Raw genomic sequence first — 13411 nt, forward strand, 5'->3', positions numbered from 1 at the left:
TCCATTAAAGTGATCCGCCGCCAACCGTATTGCTGGCACCGCCAGAATTGACAACCTTGTTTGTGCAGCCGGTATAGGCATTCGACTGCACGTTTGCGTTCGTGCATGACGCCTGAAGATTCACGCCCGTCGTGAGACCGAGGAAGGTATTGCCGGTGACGATGCCCGCCGCCGTGCTGTTATTCACAACGATGCCGTTAGTGTTCGCCGTGCTCAAGCCCTGGAAGTTATTTGCCGAGACCGAATACATGCCACCTGCCGGCAAATTAATGCCGAGTGCGGTGTTGGGTACTATGAACAGATTGCCGACGATCTGGCTGCCCGGCACATTGATCGCTTCATTGATGCCAACGTTGTTGCAGTTGAACTGGCATCCGGTTACGGTCAGTTGCGCGAGATTGCTGCCGCTCGTCAGGATGCCGGTATTGGCTGCGGTGAAATTGCACTGGTTGAATGTGACGCCCTGCGAATAGGCGCCATATTCGGCGCCGACGTTCAGATAATTGAAAGTGCAGCCATTGAAGTTGAACACCACAGGAATCGCGCTGGCAGACCCGGAGACGATCAATCCGCGCCCTAAGAACGTCGAAGTGCCAACTATTGTTACGCCGTTGAAATTGACGTTGGATACGGAAGTCAGGTTGATTCCGTTGGCCCAATATTTCGAGCCTGCATAAGCATCGGAACCGCGGATTGTCACATCAGTGATATCCGAGAGCGCACTGTTTGCCGGATTCGCGACCGCCGACGATTGTACAAAATTGAGACCGTTTCCGGTCGCTGTCGTGCCGGTCAGCAGAGTCAGTCCACGAATGTGCGCCGAATTGGACGGATTCTTGAAATTGATCGTCAGGCCGCCGCCGGCCGCCCAAACCAGCTTCGTATTCTCCGAGCCGCATCCAAAGATGGAGACTTCGGATGAATTGTTAGGCAGCGTGAAGGAAATACCCGATGCAAATGCATAGGTGCCAGGCGGAAACATGATTGCCGCCTGATCGGTGGGCGATGCTGCGAGCGCAGCGGCGAAAGCGACCGCATTGTCGCTGACGCCGGTATTGTCGCCCCCGAAATCAAGGATATTCGGAATGGCTTCATGATTGACGACGAAAGCCGTCGTCGCCACTTTCGTATTATTCGTCCCCTTGGGCGCCGTTGTCGCCGTGGCTGCAGCTAATGCTGGCGAGGCGAGGCTAGTGATATCGATATTTGCGCCAGCGTGTGCCGGCGTATATCCCAATGCAGCCTGAATGCCAAGAGTGGCTAGTGTCTGAAATGACGGATTGGCCGCCGCGCCATTGGATGCCAGCAATGTACCTGCGACCCCCGGCGCAGCATTGGCGCCGGCACCTAGCACAACGGAATATTGCGGATACACTCCAGGCGCAATAATGCCCAGGAAATTGAGCATCACGACAAGTTTCTGGAGGTCGTTCGTGGAGTACATCAGATGCGCTCCCGCTCGCCGCTACCCTGACTGTGCTTCGGCCAGAACACTTCGTTGGCCGTCATGTCATGCAGAAAGCGCGGCTTCTCAATCGGCTTTTCGCTCTCAGGATTGCGCCAGACGAGCGAGAGATAGCGGAAGGCATCGGCCGCGTGCGAGCAATAATCGTGCAGCGGGTTGTCCTTGAAGATCTTCGCGTCTTCGTCCCACTCGCGGCGATAGTTCTTGAGCGATTCGAGACCATATGCGCAGCGCGTCTCGTCGAAATAGCAATGCTGCAGCGTGGTGCGCGCCGACTGGATGCCGTCCTGAACGCTCAGGCCCGGCACGATATAGGCCTTTACGTTGAAATCGTTCAGTTGCTCAAGCGCTGAGCGCGGCGACGCGAAACTCTTCGGCTTGGCATCATGCGGTAGCCAGTGCTTGCCGTAGTGATAGGCAATATGGTGAGCCTGTTCGGGAATCGGAGCGTCGAGCTTCCATTTCACTGGCTTGCCATTCTCGCCATACTCGGAGACCTCGATTTTGCGACCGTGGATAATCTCGGCGTAGTGCTTCGGGTCCTTGCCATTCGCCTTGTAATGATCGATAACGCGGATCTCGCCCCAATGCGTCTGAAAGAACCAGATCGAGGTATCGTCAGTGCGTCCCAAGTCCCATGCGGTATAGACGGGCAGCGCCGGGTCGTGCGGCACGCTGGTAATGCGCCCCTCGCGCTCTGCCGCGGCAAGCTCAAGACCGTAGTAAGCACCGAGAATGGCCGCCTCGAAGCTGCACATCAGCTCCTGCTCGAACATCGCATTGCCTTGGTCCTCGCCGAACATGCTGACGTATTCAGCGCGCTGCTCCTCAAGCTCTTCGCGCGAGAAGCGCCCGGTTTTCAGCACATTCGAGACCTCGGCGAACCACTTCGGGTTGCTCTTTGCCATCTGATACATGGCATGCGCGTGATTCTTGCCGCGCGGCGTGGTGATGAACATCGCCCAGCCGTTGTTCTCATCGAGAATCGGTTTGAGGTAGGCCCATGCGGCCGGATTGCAGATCGCCCATTCGGAGAACACGATGCCGGCCGGCGGTGAGCCGACTAGCGAATCGAAGTTATCGCTGCCGAGCACCTGCCACGTCGAGCCGCTGCGAAACTCGATGAACATATCGTTCTCGCGCGTGCGCTTGCGCAGTGCATGCGGGAACGCTTCGTCGATACGGCGCTTGCCGGTGTGCGGATTGATGGCGTCCCAAATGGCCTTACGTGCCTGCGAGGCCTGCGGCAGCATGTGCCAGTAGCTGGCGACCCGATCATGGGCAGCAAGGCACGTCCAGTGCAGCGCAACCTCGTCTTTCCCCCAGCGGCGATGTGCGATATCGATCGCGCGCTTGCAGCCGTTAAGCATGGAATTCCACAGTCGGCCCTGATAGATGCGCGGGGACCAGTTATGCGGGATCTCGATCTCACCGGCGGCGGCCACGGCTGTTCCCGAGTCGTTCGTCGAAGTGGTCGCGATCATCGTTCATATCGATGCTCCAGCGCTCGCATCATCCAGGCGAACGCCTCGCACGGAGTTTCGCCCTGCCCGCAACAGAGCATGAATTCTTTTGTCGGATGCCGCATCGTGGCCCGCCAGGCACCGCGCGAAAAGTAGATATGTGGCTTCATTCCGGCAACTCCTCGGCCGGCGTCATGCGCAGGCGCACGACCTGAAGTGGGCCACCGTTCGGGCCAGTCAGTTCCTCGGTGACGTGATCGCCATAGACCTTGCGATTGCGCACCTTGAGCGTCCATTTGCGCGAGTCGACGCGAACGCGAGCTTTAGCAGGATCCGGTTCGGTGTCGGCGATGTACTGGATATCGTCAAGGATCGATTGCTCGCCCATGAGATAGGCGGCGTCGTATTTCGCCTGCAGCTCGGGCGTGCGCCGGCACCAGTCATGGAACGTGCGCCGGTTCGGCATGCCTTTCGCCTCGCAGATTTCATGCACGCTCTTGCCGTCCGCGATCAGGTCGCAGATCTTGTCAAAGAGCGCTTGCGTGAAAGTCGATGCGACCATGGCTCACAGCATCCGGTAGAGCGCTTCGAGCTTCTGCACGAGTTCGCCCTCGGTCACCTGCATGCCGTTGCTGATGCGGTGCAGGATATCGCCGACGTGCGTCTTGAGGGCGCCGGTATCGGCTGCTGCCGCAACCGGCGCTTCCTTCGCCATGCTGTAAATCGCCTCCAGATGCGCAGCGATGCGCACATGCAGCGGCTCACCGAAACTTACGGCGGTGCTCTTTATGATATCGGCGCCACCTGCATTCGACGCAGAGGCCACTGCGGTTGTAGGCTCGGCCGCAACCGATGCAACGTTTGGGAGTTCACTCTCCGCAGTCGCAGTCGCAGAGGCCGGAGTCGTCTCCGCAGTCGGGGCATTCGTCATAGACTCCCCCGGCATGGCCGCGCCAGCCTCCGCATCCGGATGGATCAGATACTCAACCTTCGCTTCGAGTTCATGGATGGTATCCATAGCCTTTTCGAGCATGGTCGGCTCGGCCTGCTGAGCAGCCAGTTGCGCTGCTGCTTCTGCGACGGGATCAGACATGGTGCTTCTCCAGTTGTGCGGCCCCGTAGGCCGCGTTTTGATAGCCGCGCAGCCAGCATCCGAACTCGGTGCTGAATATGCGGTAAGGGCAGGCATTGGATTCCATGCCGCGTTCGAACGCCTCAGCACCTTCGCGCATCAGCATCTCGATTTCCTCGCGGCTCAGCATGCCGATTCCCTCCAGTGGATGGCGAAGATGCTAGGCAGCGCGAAACTCAGCGTCTAGAGCGACGAATGCCGAATGTGCGGAAGAGCCATGCGCGGTTGGCGACGGCTTCGAATGGCGGTCGATAGCTGCGAATGAATTCGTAGGTCGAGCGGTTGGCAAGAATCCAGCGCGGGCGAGTCATGCGCGCCTCGTAGCCATTGCAAGGCGCTGAAAGCGGCCGAGATCGTAATTCTGGAGTTCGCCCGGCATTTCGGCGGGGCCGGTGCGGCGCTGCGCCACATCGGCGCGGGTATTGGCAGGAATCGAGTAGATGCGTCGATCCTCGCGCAGATCTTTCGTGCGTCCGCAGTAGACGGTCGAACTGGTGAGCTTGCCGGCGGCCTCAAGCGTCGTCAGCAGGCCATGAATTGCGGCCGGCGAAGCGTCGAAAATGCAGGAGAGCTTCGCCGCCGTGTAGGACTTGCCGGGGATCATGAGTGCGGTCAATGAGTCGAGCGTGAGAGGTAGTCTTTCTTTCCTTGGCCGCATGGTGTTCCCCGTTTGAGTTGGCTCTAGCCGAGCAATCGTTTGAAGAAACCGATTCGTTGTTCGCGCTGCTCAAAGAGCTTTCCCTTTTCGCCGCAATTGCCAATGATCGAGCGCTCGAAGTTAGAAAATGCATGGCCGGTCTCCGGGTCTCTGACCGCATCCGGATGAAGGCAAAAGCGGTTGGGCATAAAGGCGCTCGCATGCCAATGCTTGCAGTCTTTGCAGAAGTTCATCCCAGCCCTCGCATAAACGCCCGATGCGCTTCGGTATCGAAGTGCTGCGGCTCGGGTTTGGATGCCTCGCGGGCCTTCTGTGCTTCGCGGAGCTGGACGTTGAGCAGTTGGGTGTGCACCATCGCCCCTTCCGGATTCTCGCGCGTGCGTTCGTCAATTTCTGAGCACATGGCAGCCCTTAGATCCGCGCCCGCCCCGTGAGCGAGTCGATCGTGCCTTCGAGCATTTGAAGGCGTCGCAGCGCCATAGCGAGTTGCTCGATGGCATCGAGCTCGCTTGATGGCGGAGCAGGAGGAATGCCGCCGATCGAGTTGGTAGCCTGCGTCGTCAGGATCGGCGATAGCTTGCCTTCCAGCGCGTTCAGCGAGCCATTGAGACGGTCGATGAAGTCGTGAAGGCCGCGCAAGCCATCCATCAGGCCAGGCTCGTGCTTCTGTTGCGCCTGAGTGCTCCATCCCTGCGCCTCAAGCCGTCCGTCCTGATGCAGCATGCCGAGGCATTGGGAATTGCCCTGCTGCGCGCCCATCGCTTGTTCGTAGGCCGCCTGCTTCTGCAATTGCTGAATGTGTTGATAGTCCATGTCCATTTTCTCCGTGTGATTCGAGGGGTCTTACGCGCAACGTCCGCTGCCCCAGCGTGCTGCTGCTCGCGTGGTTGTCAGGTTTGCTTCGGGAACACTTCGTCGAGTTTCGCGGCGGCTGCGAAGTCCTCGAAGTGCAGAACCTCCTTCAGGTTCGGGCATGGGTCATTGAGCGACTCGACAGCGATCTTGCCGTTGCAGTAATCATTGCCAGCCACCGCGTCATGCAGGAAGCCAACGATGAGTTGACCGCTATAGGTGCGCCACACGACCTTGTCACCATTCTTTGCTTCACGTCCGTTTGCGTAGTGCATTGCGTTCTCCTTGGGTTGGTACTACGTGAAATGCCGCTGACCGTAGCGGCCAATCAGAAGCGCGTCAGCCCGCCCATCGTGCTTCTGCAGCGGGCAGTACTCCATGCCGAACAAAGACCGCGCCAGACGCAGCGATTGCTGCTTGGTGGTCTCGCTGGGCGTGGCCTTGATGCCGAAGAAGCGCTGCCACTCGCGCGGGCTCACGAAGGCCATATCGAAGCCGCTGAGCTCGCACACGGTGCAGATGACGGCCTTGGTGGCGGCGAGCGATGCCTGCGATGCCATCGAGCCGTGACGCTCCTCGCCGCTGCCCATGAAGGCGTTGAGCGTCTCCATGACGACCAGGCCCTTCTCGTCGGCCGGCACATTGCGCCGGAGTAGTTTCTGCAGCGCAACAGGATCGATCTCGTTTTTGATCTTGCCGGCAGTCGGCTTGGCACGCACAGGCATGTCGTGCACGCCCATGCAGCCATGCTGATTGAAGAAGGCGAGTGCGCCTTTGATGCCCGGATCGCAGCTGATCAGCATGCGGCCTCCTGAACTGCTCGTTCGCGCTCGGGCACTGTGTGATCGCAACCTTCGATGCCCTTGCAAATCGGGCATGGAAGCCATAGTTGCTCCCGAACCGTGCGCACTCCCTTCATCCGCTCCGCAATCCCGCGCAACACCGCGATCTCTCCATCCGTAAGCGCGATGCCGTGCAGCGAGATGCGGCCGGGCTCAATGGTCAAATACCGAATATCGCGTTTTGGGGCGGAAGAATCGCGCGCGGGCGCGGGTGTGGTGGTGGTCATTTGGCTTGCTCCGGTGTGATAGCGAAGGCCCGAAAGTCGGTTCGTCCGGTCTCGATGTGTTCGAGATTGCCTTCGCGATTGGTCTTGAACTGGCCCCTGGGCAGAAAGACGCGTTCGAACTGGTCGTGCCATGTTCCGTATTCGGTCGGCGTGCCGTCTGCGTACCATTTCGGCCCACAGGCGCTGCACAGATGCTGTCCCTTGCGCTCTGCCATGCCCTCGAATCTGTCATCCCATCTGAACCATTGGGTAGGCGTCTTGGGCTGCATACCCAACGCTGTGTTCTCGCAGCAACCGCAGTGCTCGCATTGGTAGAGACTCACGCTGTCACCTCATCTCTCACATCCTCGCCTACCGGAACGCCGCTGATCGGGCGGAGCTGGCTGTCACGAGCACTCAGGTTTCCACCGTCGAATAATCTGAGGGTGCCGGTATGCAAATCACGGGCGCGCAGGTTGCGGCCAGTGGTTTTTACGCGCCAGATGTGGTCGCCCAGGGCTGCCGTCAATTCGACGTTGCATTCCAGTACCTCGACAATGGCACCGATGTTCTCGGGCCATGGGCAGCGCGTGAGAATCGCCAGATCCCCCGGTTTGCAGTTCATGATCCTTGCTCCGTGTAGTGCGTCATTGCGTGGGTAGGGCCGATGACATTCGGCTTGCGCAACGGCATTTGCTCACCGATATCGCGAATCAGCGTGATCAGCCCGTTTTCGAGTTGCACCTCGCAGCGGCCCTCTCGACGCGCCAGAACGATGCGATCGACGGTGGCTTTCTGCCGGTGCAGTTCGGCCGTAATCGCGTCGTTGAGCGCCGGATTGGCGTTGTGGTGGCAGGAGCAGTACCACTTGCCCGAGACGCCGTAGACGCCGAGCATTGGGCATGCGTAGGCCGAGCAGAAGTCGGAAGTGAGTTCAGCCATGATCCGCCTCGTAGTTGGCGACACGCTGCGCTGTTTCGAGCTTGGCGCCCGCGGTCAACTCGCGTTGCTTCTCGAGTTCGGCGGCTCGAGCTTGCGCCAGCTTGTCGGTGTGATTCGGCATGTTCGCGATGAGCTTGTGCAGTTCCGCGCGCTGTTCCCGGGCGCTGCTCGTATCGCCCGTCTCAGGGGCTGCGAGTTGCGGCAGAACCTTACGCGCGTGCTCGAGCTGCAAGTGCCCCGCACGGACCGCCTCGAGCGCGACAGCCTCGCGCCGTGACGCGTCGTGGCCGTACGACATGAACCACGAGACCTTACGGCCGGTGGCTCGAGCGTCTTCGACAAGCCGGTTGTACCTCGAGGTGAACGCGGTACGAGCGCCGAATTCGTCGTTTTCGATGTTTGATGCAACGGCGAATGCTTCGGCCATTTCCTGCGTCCAGCAAACCGTTTCGGCCTCGTCTCGAGATCTGACAGCGATTGCCCACGCTTCAGCAGCTTCAGGCCGGCCGTCTTTGGTCGCATCGCCGACAAGCTGCGCGATCAGATCGGCGGGCCTCGGCGGAAACTGGCCGCGTTGCGGGTCGCTGATATGCGCCGAGAACGCCTTGCGCACGTCGGCGAGCGAATACTTGCCCAAAGCCGCGAAGAAAAGCGCTCGAGCGTCAGCGGTGAGCGATTTGCTGTGCAGCGAATATGCCGCGTCCAGCACGCGCGAAAAGTTCTCGAAGTCCTCATGCTGCATGGTCGATCTCCGGTCCGAAAAGCAATTGCTTTGCCTTGGCGTTTTCGCGTTCGTTGAACGCATCACGCGATTCGATGCTGCCATTGGCGCGCGGAGCCTTGATTTCGAACAGGCCACGCCACGAGTTCAACGTCGATTGCTCCAGCACCGCGCGCGGACGATGCCCGAGTTGCATGAGCTTTTCGAGTTCGAGAATTGCGAGTTGCGCTGCGCGTTCCGTCAAAGGCGCCTTGAGCTTTTTGCGCATTTCGACGAATGCGAGCCATGCGTCCTCGGGTAGCCAGTCGGGCAATTCGGGCTTCGATTTTTTCGGCGGGGTCGCGCTTTGCTCCTGCTCCTGCTCCTGCTCCTGCTCCTGCTCCTGCTCCTGCTCCTGCTCCTGCTCCTGCTCCTGCTCCTGCTCTTGGCTTCGATGGGGCTTCGATGGGGGTTGTGTAGGGCCTTCTCCAGAACGGCGCTTTTTCAGATTGAATGCCATGCAGTACCGGTCGAAGAACTGACCGAGGAACGGGCATGTCGGGAGCGCGTCATAATCCTTCTGGATACCGATGCATCTGCGGTCTGCGGCCTTTAGTTCATCGGCTATCTGGTATGAAGCCATTTCGTAGACCCATACCATTTCAGATGTCTCATCAAAGGCGCAAAAACCAGCTTCGATGCATTGATTAAGCCCCTTCGATGCCCCTTCGATGCCCAACCCAGTTTCATGGGCCATGTACAGCATTGGCTGATAAAACAGTCCGAGCATGTTCGAGTGCGGCGAACTCATCAGATAAAGCGCCACGATGACCCCTTCAGAACCCCCTTTGCGAAGGTCCCTGCCGGTCGATCCGGTCCAGAACTTCGGGGCAACTTTGGCGTACTCGCGCATCTAACAGCACCTCCACGCGCCGACAAACGCCAGCACGATTACCAACGTCATTCCGAAGGCGAGCAGGTCCATGGTCAGTCCTCCCACACGAGCTTGCGCAGCATGTCGCGGTCATCGATCACCCCATAGGCAAGCGTGGCAATGGCTTCGAACATGTGTTTCTTGACGACCAGGCGGTCGATGGGAACGACCTTCAATCCCACAGTCGCGAGGATCAGACAGGCACGTTCCAGGTCCTCAGAAACGAACCTGGAGACCGTCGGCGGGGACACTCCAATTGCCTCGGCGATCTTGTTCTGACCGACCTCAGAAATGTGACGTAACGCCTCGGAATGCGACTTTCGTGCACGTTCAGCGGCGGGCATGGATAGTTGATCCACGGTGATCCTCAAAAGTGACCCCCCGGTCCTAGGGAGTTAATCGGAACGGTCTAGGCCGCTGCTTGTTCGGTTGGTGTGCGCGACTTATGCATGTCCGCAAGATCAGCAGGACGCACGGCGCCGGCAGTGAGCATTTCAATCTGGACTGCTTGTTCAAGCATCACGCGCGCCGTCCCGCGAATCCATTGGCTCACCAAGGATTGCGTCACGGGCGGATCGAGAAGCGCGCCCAAAGCAGCTTGGGAGAGTTTCTTTTCCTTCAGATAGTCGTCGAGTCGCATGGGGGCCTCTGCATTAGCACTGCTGCTATTGTAGCGCAACAGCAGAGCTTTTCAAGGAGGTACGCAACTTAAAAGTGCAGCTACTAGAATCCAGTCATGAAAAAGACAATTCAACGCCACCGACTCAGCGACGAAGAGAAAGCGGAGGCCGCGCGTCTGCGGGCTATATGGGAATCTTTCAAGGTCGCGCACCCGGGTGTTTCGCAAGAGTGGCTCGGGAACGCGACAGGGATCGGCGGGCAGAGCGCCGTAAGTCAATATCTGCGCGGCGAGATCATGTTGAACTTCGCGAACCTGATCAAGTTTTGCAATGTGCTCGGAGCCAACCCCAGCGATATCAGCCCGCGACTGGTGCACGAACATCTCGGCGATCCGGCGCTCAAGAATGACCTTTATGCGCGCACGGCCTTTGCGACCCACGGGTCTGCGAATTCGCCGATCAGACGGCAAAACACCCCTCTTTCCAACGAAGCGCGCGAGCTAATCGGGTGTGTCGCCCGCCTGGATGGGTCTTCGCCGCTCATCGGGAAGACGTTCAGATTGGCTACGGGTTTACTCTTACTTTCGGCGAAGGCAAACGAAACCCAAGATATGAGAACGACTGAGGAAATCATCGGTGACGCGGAGCGGCTTGCTGCGGATATTCTCAGCGAAACACAACAGCCGAGGGCGCCCCATGAGCAACAACACAGAAAAGATCGTCGACATTCGTAAATATCGGCAGAAGGCCGAGCCGAAAGAGAAACCCCCGAACGACAAGACATCCGCCGAAGGCGCGGTGCGAGAAATGGCGCATCACATGCTCATGGCGCTTCAGTACGCGAGGCAGTTATTGCACTGAAATCGGGGAAACGACATGAAAAGAATGGCAATGATTTGCGCAACTCTTGCTCTCTCGGGATGCGCCACGGTCCACGAAAGCTATGCGCCCGACGGTCGCAAGGCCTATGCCCTGAATTGCAGCGGCTGGGCGCGCGGCTGGGATAAATGCCTGAGGGCGGCCGGCAATCTATGCGGCGCCGCAGGCTATACCGTTGTCGATCGTAACGAGGAGGACGCATCAAGTTTCGGCGGCGGTTTCTCGAACGGCTCCGGGGGCTACTCGGGCATCCAGACGAAAGAGCGCACCATGATGGTTGAATGCAAGCCACCAGGCTGATTTTCTTCGGCGCTGATCCATCCCCCGCCCCGGCGGGTTTTTTTTCGTCAAAATATATAAGCACTGCTCTTGACATAAGCAGCAGCGCTGCTAATATTCACCTCACAGCAACACCAACCACCTGTGAGACAGACCATGAAAGTCGCAATCGCCCGACTCAAGAAGCAGATCCTCGACGCCCTCAAGCCGTACCGCGTGTACGTGCAGACCGGCCCGTTCGACGGCGCATCGCACAAAGCCTGGACGAAGACGGAAGCCATGGACTGGATGCGCTGCTATCCGAACGATTGCCAGATTTTCGTGTTCAGCCGGCTCGGCCTGACCAAGCGTTTCTTCCGCTTCAACAACGTCGTGATGTTCCGTCAAGCAATCCGCTAACCATTGCGCCCGCTGCGGCGGGCAACACGAAACCAACTGTGAGGATCCTATGAAACTGACGCTAGACAATCTCGACACGCTCACCCTGAGCCACGGCAAGCACATGGGCCCCGACGAAGGCATGTGCCTGCTCGAAGCCACCGCGCTTTTCTCGGGTGAGCCGTTCAGCGATCACCCTGCTTGTGTCGACCCGGTTCTCGCCTCGTTCGGCATGTCGTGGAATGACGGCATGCGCTCCGATGCTGAGCGCGCCCAACTCAGGCAATACATCGCGCGCCTCGTCGGCACGAACAAAGGCCCGGACCTTTCGCAGAAGCGCAGCTGGATGGCGATGGACTGGTTGATCCGCGTGCATACCGCGGCGTGGCTCGCCTTGAATCCGGGTCTCGCACATCACGCCGAGGCGCTCAAGTCATTGCCGCCGATTACCTGCGCGGTCGATCTGGCAGCCGCACAACCAAAGCTTGATCTGGCGAGGAAGGACGCGGCCGCCGCACGGGACGCCGCAGGGGCCGCCGCAGGGGACGCCGCAGGGGCCGCCGCACGGGCCGCCGCACGGGACGCCGCATGGGACGCCGCATGGGACGCCGCATGGGACGCCGCACGGGCCGCCGCAGGGGCCGCCGCAGGGGCCGCCGCACGGGCCGCCGCATGGGACGCCGCAGGGGCCGCCGCAGGGGCCGCCGCAGGGGCCGCCGCAGGGGACGCCGCAGGGGCGAAGCTCGAACCTACGGTTCTCGCCCTTCAAACCAGCGCACATGAACTGTTCAGTTCGATGATTGATTCGGAGTAGGAAATGAAATCCCTTCTATTCGCCGCATTCCTCGCTCTCGCCACCCAGGCCCACGCCTCCACCGCCTCCGCGAACCAGGGGCATCACGGCGGCCCGAATTCGGGCGCCCTCGGCTGCTCGTGCGGCGCGTCGCATGGCACAGCAGCGGCTGGGCAGAGTGGCAACGGCGGCCGGTACGCGTTCGAGGATGCATATCAGCCGTGGCCGCAGAGCGAGATGCAGCAGTTCCAGAAACCGCAGTGGACGCCGTACGCCGGCAAGTGAGATAGCCATGACAACGATTCTTCCTGATGGCAGCGCATTCTTCGTTGGCTCATTGCCGCTTCCGAAAGACCACTGGCTGTATGCACCGCGCTGCGATCAATGGGACAGCGAGCGCGACACAACAGCGGATACGCCGCATCCCATTCTGACCCATGAGCAACGCGCTGCCGTCGTTGCAGCAGTTCGTTATGCGTTACGCGGCGCAACAAAGTGCGGACAGGATCTGGACTTTGATCCGGACGCGCTTGTGCAAAACGCCGTCTTTGCGCTTTGCGGGCCATACGGAGCCTGACATGAAATCCATAACCGGTTATGTCTGCACCTTCCTCGCCCTGCAGTACGCGCTGATGGTTCTCACCGAATACGTCTGCCCGGACGGTCACCGGATTCACGTCCGGACGGAAACGATCGACTGGCAGGCGAAGGGTGTGGTGTGGCAATGAGGGACTTCGGCGCGTGGTTCAGCGAGCAGGGCAAGAGCGAACCAGTAGAGATTGACGGCAGCGCATGGATGAAGTGCTGCGGCTGCGGCAAGGAAGAAACGGTCAACCTGAAGGCGTACGAAAACGGCGACACAGGTTGGTATGTCGATGATGAAGTCGAACCGGACGGGACGTATGAAGGCGTCTGCGGCGGATCGGATCGATGCATTCCTTAGGAGCCTGAAATGAGCACCGTTCCTCTAGTCGTCAACAAGTCCATGAAATATGGCGAGTGGCTGTTCGAACCCGAAGACGGTACCCAGGCAATCCGCGACGCCTGCGCCTCGAAGGTTCTCGATCATGAAATTTTCTTCCACTTCGGCGAGCTTCCGCAGCGCATGCAGCAGTCGTTTCTGAACGCGCTGCGCGCGGGCGACACCGAAGCCAATGACCGCGAGGTCGGCCGGATCATGCGGGCCGCGTTCGACCGGGCTGTCAAGGAAGCGCTTGAAATGTACACCGACCGGCTGAAGGCCGAATCAATGATGAAGGGAGATTGAA

Annotated in this window: 30 protein-coding genes; 10 read left to right on the forward strand and 20 right to left on the reverse strand. The window is 59.6% G+C overall.

Features of this window, described 5'->3' with window-relative positions; genetic code table 11:
* Positions 1–4 precede the first annotated feature (4 nt).
* The 20 genes from FSO04_RS24175 to FSO04_RS24265 all read right to left on the reverse strand — a co-directional run bounded on the left by FSO04_RS24175 (position 5) and on the right by FSO04_RS24265 (position 9834).
* Positions 5–1444, reverse strand: coding sequence for a glycosyl hydrolase family 28-related protein (locus FSO04_RS24175; protein ID WP_154563194.1), 1440 nt, complete (start codon positions 1442–1444; stop codon positions 5–7).
* Entirely contained in the window at positions 1444–2949 is a 1506-nt protein-coding gene (locus FSO04_RS24180; RefSeq protein ID WP_154563196.1) for a hypothetical protein, read from the reverse strand. The genes FSO04_RS24175 and FSO04_RS24180 overlap by 1 nt, the downstream gene beginning before the upstream one ends.
* Positions 2950–3094: 145 nt before the next feature.
* Positions 3095–3490 (reverse strand): terminase small subunit-like protein, encoded by a 396-nt coding sequence (locus FSO04_RS24185; protein WP_154563198.1) that lies wholly within the window; start codon positions 3488–3490, stop codon positions 3095–3097.
* Positions 3491–3493: 3 nt separating this feature from the next.
* Positions 3494–4021, reverse strand: coding sequence for a hypothetical protein (locus FSO04_RS24190; protein WP_154563200.1), 528 nt, complete (start codon positions 4019–4021; stop codon positions 3494–3496).
* Positions 4014–4190 carry an Rmf/CrpP family protein gene (locus tag FSO04_RS46435; protein ID WP_166618239.1) on the reverse strand — a complete coding sequence of 59 codons (177 nt, stop codon included), beginning with the start codon at positions 4188–4190 and terminating at the stop codon, positions 4014–4016. The genes FSO04_RS24190 and FSO04_RS46435 overlap by 8 nt, the downstream gene beginning before the upstream one ends.
* Positions 4191–4236: 46 nt before the next feature.
* A complete protein-coding gene (locus FSO04_RS48340) occupies positions 4237–4371 on the reverse strand; it encodes a hypothetical protein (RefSeq protein WP_267905042.1) in 135 nt (44 codons plus the stop codon).
* Positions 4368–4664: a hypothetical protein gene (locus FSO04_RS24195; RefSeq protein ID WP_154563202.1), complete on the reverse strand. Its 297-nt coding sequence runs from the start codon at positions 4662–4664 to the stop codon at positions 4368–4370. Before FSO04_RS24195 ends, FSO04_RS48340 begins: the two co-directional genes overlap by 4 nt.
* Before the next feature lie 77 nt (positions 4665–4741).
* Entirely contained in the window at positions 4742–4951 is a 210-nt protein-coding gene (locus FSO04_RS24200) for a hypothetical protein (protein WP_154563204.1), read from the reverse strand.
* Positions 4948–5121 (reverse strand): hypothetical protein, encoded by a 174-nt coding sequence (locus FSO04_RS24205; protein WP_154563206.1) that lies wholly within the window; start codon positions 5119–5121, stop codon positions 4948–4950. Before FSO04_RS24205 ends, FSO04_RS24200 begins: the two co-directional genes overlap by 4 nt.
* An 8-nt stretch (positions 5122–5129) precedes the next feature.
* The gene (locus FSO04_RS24210; RefSeq protein WP_154563208.1) at positions 5130–5531 is read right to left on the reverse strand and encodes a hypothetical protein; all 402 of its coding nucleotides are present in this window, start codon (positions 5529–5531) and stop codon (positions 5130–5132) included.
* A 77-nt stretch (positions 5532–5608) separates the two neighbouring features.
* Complete coding sequence (locus FSO04_RS24215) at positions 5609–5845, reverse strand: hypothetical protein (RefSeq protein WP_154563210.1); 237 nt, start codon at positions 5843–5845, stop codon at positions 5609–5611.
* A 21-nt stretch (positions 5846–5866) separates the two neighbouring features.
* Positions 5867–6373 carry a RuvC family protein gene (locus tag FSO04_RS24220; protein ID WP_154563212.1) on the reverse strand — a complete coding sequence of 169 codons (507 nt, stop codon included), beginning with the start codon at positions 6371–6373 and terminating at the stop codon, positions 5867–5869.
* Positions 6367–6639, reverse strand: coding sequence for a hypothetical protein (locus tag FSO04_RS24225; protein WP_154563214.1), 273 nt, complete (start codon positions 6637–6639; stop codon positions 6367–6369). Before FSO04_RS24225 ends, FSO04_RS24220 begins: the two co-directional genes overlap by 7 nt.
* On the reverse strand, positions 6636–6854 hold the full coding sequence (locus tag FSO04_RS24230; RefSeq protein WP_199203058.1) for a hypothetical protein: 219 nt from the start codon (positions 6852–6854) through the stop codon (positions 6636–6638). The genes FSO04_RS24225 and FSO04_RS24230 overlap by 4 nt, the downstream gene beginning before the upstream one ends.
* Before the next feature lie 104 nt (positions 6855–6958).
* The gene (locus tag FSO04_RS24235; RefSeq protein WP_154563216.1) at positions 6959–7243 is read right to left on the reverse strand and encodes a hypothetical protein; all 285 of its coding nucleotides are present in this window, start codon (positions 7241–7243) and stop codon (positions 6959–6961) included.
* Entirely contained in the window at positions 7240–7560 is a 321-nt protein-coding gene (locus tag FSO04_RS24240) for a hypothetical protein (RefSeq protein ID WP_154563218.1), read from the reverse strand. The genes FSO04_RS24235 and FSO04_RS24240 overlap by 4 nt, the downstream gene beginning before the upstream one ends.
* The gene (locus FSO04_RS24245) at positions 7553–8302 is read right to left on the reverse strand and encodes a hypothetical protein (RefSeq protein WP_154563220.1); all 750 of its coding nucleotides are present in this window, start codon (positions 8300–8302) and stop codon (positions 7553–7555) included. Before FSO04_RS24245 ends, FSO04_RS24240 begins: the two co-directional genes overlap by 8 nt.
* On the reverse strand, positions 8292–9173 hold the full coding sequence (locus tag FSO04_RS47100; protein WP_199203059.1) for a hypothetical protein: 882 nt from the start codon (positions 9171–9173) through the stop codon (positions 8292–8294). The genes FSO04_RS24245 and FSO04_RS47100 overlap by 11 nt, the downstream gene beginning before the upstream one ends.
* A 74-nt stretch (positions 9174–9247) precedes the next feature.
* Positions 9248–9553, reverse strand: a complete 306-nt coding sequence (locus FSO04_RS24260; RefSeq protein WP_154563224.1) for a CII family transcriptional regulator — start codon at positions 9551–9553, stop codon at positions 9248–9250.
* Between the two features lie 50 nt (positions 9554–9603).
* On the reverse strand, positions 9604–9834 hold the full coding sequence (locus FSO04_RS24265; RefSeq protein ID WP_154563226.1) for a helix-turn-helix domain-containing protein: 231 nt from the start codon (positions 9832–9834) through the stop codon (positions 9604–9606).
* 96 nt (positions 9835–9930) lie between these two features.
* Here FSO04_RS24265 and FSO04_RS24270 point away from each other — a divergent pair, with 96 nt between their 5' ends.
* From FSO04_RS24270 to FSO04_RS24315, 10 genes are all read left to right on the forward strand, one after another.
* Entirely contained in the window at positions 9931–10548 is a 618-nt protein-coding gene (locus FSO04_RS24270) for a helix-turn-helix domain-containing protein (RefSeq protein ID WP_154563228.1), read from the forward strand.
* Positions 10511–10675, forward strand: a complete 165-nt coding sequence (locus tag FSO04_RS24275; protein WP_154563230.1) for a hypothetical protein — start codon at positions 10511–10513, stop codon at positions 10673–10675. The genes FSO04_RS24270 and FSO04_RS24275 overlap by 38 nt, the downstream gene beginning before the upstream one ends.
* A gap of 15 nt (positions 10676–10690) precedes the next feature.
* Positions 10691–10993, forward strand: coding sequence for a hypothetical protein (locus FSO04_RS24280; RefSeq protein ID WP_154563232.1), 303 nt, complete (start codon positions 10691–10693; stop codon positions 10991–10993).
* A gap of 135 nt (positions 10994–11128) precedes the next feature.
* Complete coding sequence (locus FSO04_RS24285) at positions 11129–11371, forward strand: hypothetical protein (RefSeq protein ID WP_154563234.1); 243 nt, start codon at positions 11129–11131, stop codon at positions 11369–11371.
* A 49-nt stretch (positions 11372–11420) separates the two neighbouring features.
* Positions 11421–12164, forward strand: a complete 744-nt coding sequence (locus FSO04_RS24290) for a hypothetical protein (protein ID WP_154563236.1) — start codon at positions 11421–11423, stop codon at positions 12162–12164.
* A gap of 3 nt (positions 12165–12167) precedes the next feature.
* Entirely contained in the window at positions 12168–12428 is a 261-nt protein-coding gene (locus FSO04_RS24295; protein ID WP_154563238.1) for a hypothetical protein, read from the forward strand.
* Positions 12429–12435: 7 nt separating this feature from the next.
* Positions 12436–12720: a hypothetical protein gene (locus FSO04_RS24300; RefSeq protein WP_154563240.1), complete on the forward strand. Its 285-nt coding sequence runs from the start codon at positions 12436–12438 to the stop codon at positions 12718–12720.
* Between the two features lies 1 nt (position 12721).
* Positions 12722–12871, forward strand: coding sequence for a hypothetical protein (locus tag FSO04_RS24305; RefSeq protein ID WP_154563242.1), 150 nt, complete (start codon positions 12722–12724; stop codon positions 12869–12871).
* Positions 12868–13086 (forward strand): hypothetical protein, encoded by a 219-nt coding sequence (locus FSO04_RS24310; protein WP_154563244.1) that lies wholly within the window; start codon positions 12868–12870, stop codon positions 13084–13086. Before FSO04_RS24305 ends, FSO04_RS24310 begins: the two co-directional genes overlap by 4 nt.
* Positions 13087–13095: 9 nt before the next feature.
* Positions 13096–13410 (forward strand): hypothetical protein, encoded by a 315-nt coding sequence (locus FSO04_RS24315; protein WP_154563246.1) that lies wholly within the window; start codon positions 13096–13098, stop codon positions 13408–13410.
* Position 13411: the final 1 nt, after the last annotated feature.

It is taken from the genome of Paraburkholderia madseniana (assembly GCF_009690905.1).
In the GTDB taxonomy this organism is placed as follows: domain Bacteria; phylum Pseudomonadota; class Gammaproteobacteria; order Burkholderiales; family Burkholderiaceae; genus Paraburkholderia; species Paraburkholderia madseniana.

Excerpts from the sequence above, each read along its gene's own strand:
- FSO04_RS24175 (WP_154563194.1), bottom strand. The coding sequence starts at position 1,444 with ATGTACTCCACGAACGACCTCCAGAAACTTGTCGTGATGCTCAATTTC.
- FSO04_RS24180 (WP_154563196.1), bottom strand. The coding sequence starts at position 2,949 with ATGATCGCGACCACTTCGACGAACGACTCGGGAACAGCCGTGGCCGCC.
- FSO04_RS24185 (WP_154563198.1), bottom strand. The coding sequence starts at position 3,490 with ATGGTCGCATCGACTTTCACGCAAGCGCTCTTTGACAAGATCTGCGAC.
- FSO04_RS24190 (WP_154563200.1), bottom strand. The coding sequence starts at position 4,021 with ATGTCTGATCCCGTCGCAGAAGCAGCAGCGCAACTGGCTGCTCAGCAG.
- FSO04_RS46435 (WP_166618239.1), bottom strand. The coding sequence starts at position 4,190 with ATGCTGAGCCGCGAGGAAATCGAGATGCTGATGCGCGAAGGTGCTGAG.
- FSO04_RS48340 (WP_267905042.1), bottom strand. The coding sequence starts at position 4,371 with ATGACTCGCCCGCGCTGGATTCTTGCCAACCGCTCGACCTACGAATTC.
- FSO04_RS24195 (WP_154563202.1), bottom strand. The coding sequence starts at position 4,664 with ATGATCCCCGGCAAGTCCTACACGGCGGCGAAGCTCTCCTGCATTTTC.
- FSO04_RS24200 (WP_154563204.1), bottom strand. The coding sequence starts at position 4,951 with ATGAACTTCTGCAAAGACTGCAAGCATTGGCATGCGAGCGCCTTTATG.
- FSO04_RS24205 (WP_154563206.1), bottom strand. The coding sequence starts at position 5,121 with ATGTGCTCAGAAATTGACGAACGCACGCGCGAGAATCCGGAAGGGGCG.
- FSO04_RS24210 (WP_154563208.1), bottom strand. The coding sequence starts at position 5,531 with ATGGACTATCAACACATTCAGCAATTGCAGAAGCAGGCGGCCTACGAA.
- FSO04_RS24215 (WP_154563210.1), bottom strand. The coding sequence starts at position 5,845 with ATGCACTACGCAAACGGACGTGAAGCAAAGAATGGTGACAAGGTCGTG.
- FSO04_RS24220 (WP_154563212.1), bottom strand. The coding sequence starts at position 6,373 with ATGCTGATCAGCTGCGATCCGGGCATCAAAGGCGCACTCGCCTTCTTC.
- FSO04_RS24225 (WP_154563214.1), bottom strand. The coding sequence starts at position 6,639 with ATGACCACCACCACACCCGCGCCCGCGCGCGATTCTTCCGCCCCAAAA.
- FSO04_RS24230 (WP_199203058.1), bottom strand. The coding sequence starts at position 6,854 with ATGGCAGAGCGCAAGGGACAGCATCTGTGCAGCGCCTGTGGGCCGAAA.
- FSO04_RS24235 (WP_154563216.1), bottom strand. The coding sequence starts at position 7,243 with ATGAACTGCAAACCGGGGGATCTGGCGATTCTCACGCGCTGCCCATGG.
- FSO04_RS24240 (WP_154563218.1), bottom strand. The coding sequence starts at position 7,560 with ATGGCTGAACTCACTTCCGACTTCTGCTCGGCCTACGCATGCCCAATG.
- FSO04_RS24245 (WP_154563220.1), bottom strand. The coding sequence starts at position 8,302 with ATGCAGCATGAGGACTTCGAGAACTTTTCGCGCGTGCTGGACGCGGCA.
- FSO04_RS47100 (WP_199203059.1), bottom strand. The coding sequence starts at position 9,173 with ATGCGCGAGTACGCCAAAGTTGCCCCGAAGTTCTGGACCGGATCGACC.
- FSO04_RS24265 (WP_154563226.1), bottom strand. The coding sequence starts at position 9,834 with ATGCGACTCGACGACTATCTGAAGGAAAAGAAACTCTCCCAAGCTGCT.
- FSO04_RS24270 (WP_154563228.1), top strand. The coding sequence starts at position 9,931 with ATGAAAAAGACAATTCAACGCCACCGACTCAGCGACGAAGAGAAAGCG.
- FSO04_RS24275 (WP_154563230.1), top strand. The coding sequence starts at position 10,511 with ATGAGCAACAACACAGAAAAGATCGTCGACATTCGTAAATATCGGCAG.
- FSO04_RS24280 (WP_154563232.1), top strand. The coding sequence starts at position 10,691 with ATGAAAAGAATGGCAATGATTTGCGCAACTCTTGCTCTCTCGGGATGC.
- FSO04_RS24285 (WP_154563234.1), top strand. The coding sequence starts at position 11,129 with ATGAAAGTCGCAATCGCCCGACTCAAGAAGCAGATCCTCGACGCCCTC.
- FSO04_RS24290 (WP_154563236.1), top strand. The coding sequence starts at position 11,421 with ATGAAACTGACGCTAGACAATCTCGACACGCTCACCCTGAGCCACGGC.
- FSO04_RS24295 (WP_154563238.1), top strand. The coding sequence starts at position 12,168 with ATGAAATCCCTTCTATTCGCCGCATTCCTCGCTCTCGCCACCCAGGCC.
- FSO04_RS24300 (WP_154563240.1), top strand. The coding sequence starts at position 12,436 with ATGACAACGATTCTTCCTGATGGCAGCGCATTCTTCGTTGGCTCATTG.
- FSO04_RS24305 (WP_154563242.1), top strand. The coding sequence starts at position 12,722 with ATGAAATCCATAACCGGTTATGTCTGCACCTTCCTCGCCCTGCAGTAC.
- FSO04_RS24310 (WP_154563244.1), top strand. The coding sequence starts at position 12,868 with ATGAGGGACTTCGGCGCGTGGTTCAGCGAGCAGGGCAAGAGCGAACCA.
- FSO04_RS24315 (WP_154563246.1), top strand. The coding sequence starts at position 13,096 with ATGAGCACCGTTCCTCTAGTCGTCAACAAGTCCATGAAATATGGCGAG.